Origin of the sequence: Polymorphobacter sp., assembly GCF_051860865.1 — a bacterium.
Classification (GTDB): Bacteria; Pseudomonadota; Alphaproteobacteria; order Sphingomonadales; family Sphingomonadaceae; genus Sandarakinorhabdus.
In genome coordinates this window covers 47,138-49,666 of the sequence record NZ_JBIMKZ010000012.1, presented here as the reverse complement: position 1 = coordinate 49,666, position 2,529 = coordinate 47,138, and the positions used below count along the sequence as shown (strand labels likewise).

Annotated in this window: 1 protein-coding gene; it reads right to left on the bottom strand. The window is 62.0% G+C overall.

Features of this window, described 5'->3' with window-relative positions:
* Positions 1 to 175 precede the first annotated feature (175 nt).
* Positions 176 to 2,473 (bottom strand): TonB-dependent receptor, encoded by a 2,298-nt coding sequence (locus tag ACTIFJ_RS03900; RefSeq protein ID WP_439532777.1) that lies wholly within the window; start codon positions 2,471 to 2,473, stop codon positions 176 to 178.
* Between the last annotated feature and the right edge of the window lie 56 nt (positions 2,474 to 2,529).

The window sequence follows — 2,529 nt, the reverse complement described above, 5'->3', positions numbered from 1 at the left end:
AATGTTGGAGCAGCCGGGCCAGCTCGGTGTCAGCCGGAGTGGCGGCAAAGGCGGTGCCGGCGGGCAGGAACGAAAGCGCTGCGCCGGCGCCGAGGAGATGACGCCGGGTCAGCATGGGGTCAGCCTTTCGGGATGGGGGGCGTGGTCAGCCATCGCCGGTCACGCCCCCCTTGTATCAGAATTTATAGCCGATCGATCCACCGATCCGCTGCAGCGATGGCTCGACCTGGACGCCGCTGTAGAAAGCCTTTTCATACGCATTGTTGAAGTAACGCGCATTGAACAGGTTTTCCACGAACACCGTCGCCCGGAACTGGCCGACGTCGACACCGGCGCGCAGGTTCACATTGTGGTAGGACGGCGCGATGAACGGATAGGTCGGATAGCGATAGGCAAACGGCGTGGCCAGGGTTTCGCCGCGGAACTGGTACTCGGCGCGGGCGAAGACACCGGCGGTGTCGTTGATCGGCTGGGTGAACTGGCCCTGGGCGCCAGCGGTCCAGCGCGGGGCATTGACCAGCCGCTGCCCTGTGACGTCGAGGATGACGCCTTCGACCAGGGCATTGCGGAAATCCTTCCATTTGTTCTCGTTGAAGCCGACAAAGCCGCTCAGCGTGAGATTGTCGCTGACCGAGGCATCGAAGGAGGCTTCGACACCATAGCTTTCGGCGGCACCGGCATTGGCGACACCAGAGACCGAGAGAATGGCGTTGTCGGCGGGGTTGACGAACTGGAAGCGAATGGTCTGCTGGACGTCCTTCCAGTCCATGTAGAAGGCGGAGACATCGAAGCGCAGCCGGTTGTCGAACATGCTGAACTTGGTGCCGACTTCGTAGTTCCAGATGGTTTCCGGCTGGAAGTCGTTGGACAGCAGGGCGCTGCCGCTAGTCTGGGTGCCGCCGGCCTTGAAGCCGCGCGCCGCCGTTGCGTAGAACATCAGGTCATCGCTCGGCTTGTAGCGGATGGTGACCTTCGGGCTCACGTCCTCGAACGGCGCGTTGCGGTTGTTGGTGCCGGTGACATTGCGGTTCGAGCGGGTCTGCGAGACGTTGAAGGTCTTCTCGAACGAATAGCGCAGGCCCAGGATGACCTGAAACTGGTCGGACAGGTTGAAACTGGTTTCGCCAAACATCGCCAGATATTTGGTGGAGCTGTCTGAATCGAGGCCGGTGGCTTCGAGGCCGGGGCAGGTGCGACCGGGCGTCGTGCCGGGGCAGAGCGGGCTCTCGTTACCGTGGAACGTCGACTGGTTGGTGATGCCGGTGTCGCGGCCCATGAAGAAGCCGAGGTTCCAGTTGAAGAAGCGCGTGCCATTGGAGGCGAGGCGGATTTCACCGCTGGTCGACTTGCGGGTCAGCGTGAAGTCTTCGTAGAAGAAGTCCTTGCTGCCACCATCGACGTCACCGAAGTTGACGACATCGGACTTCAGGTGACCGAGAACGCCGGTCATGGTGACGTCATCGAAATCCCATTCGAAGCGGGTGCTGGCGAACTGATAGGTGCTGCCGACCTGCTGCGCGCGGTTGAAATTGACGCGATTGTTGTTGTCCGGGAAGAAACCAACGCCATCCCGATCGGTGGACTTGATGCCGATATCGGGATTGAGCGGGTTGGTGCTGGGCAGGCCGCGCGACAGATAATAAACCGAGTTCCAGGTGTTGGTGACATAGCCGGTGGGGACACCGTCGCGCATGCCCAGGCGCTCGTCGGAATAGCTGTAGGTGAAGTCCCAGGTCAGGCGGTCGTTGGGGGTGAGGCGGGCCTGGACGCGGCCGGTCCAGAATTCGCCGTCGTTGCCGCCGCCGATCGGGTTGATGTTCTTGATGTTCCCGTCGGTCTTTTCATACTGGCCAGACGCGCGGATCGCGAGCAGGCCGGGGACGATCGGCACGTTGAGGACGCCCATGGCGCGCTTGGTGTCGAAGCTCGAATAGCCGAGCTCGACTTCGCCCTCGAAGCGGTCGACCGGCTTCTTGGTGATGACGTTGATGGCGCCGCCGATCGAGTTGCGGCCGAAATAGGTGCCCTGCGGGCCGCGCAGCACTTCGACGCGCTCGAGATCGACGATCTGCGGGTTGGTGGTGCCGGCGACGACGTTGAATTCGTCGATGTAGAAGGGCGTCGAGGTCTGGCGGACGTCCGACGTCGGGTTGAGCTGGTTGGAGATACCGCGGATGGCGAGATCCTTGCGGTCACGCGAGCCGTTCGACTGGAAGCTGATGTTCGGGGTCAGCGCGATGACCTCGCCGATGCCGCGGACCTGGCCGCTGCGCAGCGTTTCCGCCGAGATGGCGGTGATGGCGATCGGCACGTCCTGAATCGATTCAGAACGGCGCTGGGCGGTGACGATGATCTCGTCGAGACCGCCGGTGTTGACCTCGGCCTGGGCGACTTCCTGGGCCTGGACGGTGGCGGCGGACAGGGCCGCGGCGGCGACGCCGAGGCAAAGCATGGACTTGGTGATGTGGATCATGTGAAAAACCCCTGTTTTCCCGATTGAATGTTGATTTATTTTTATTATTTTTTTGG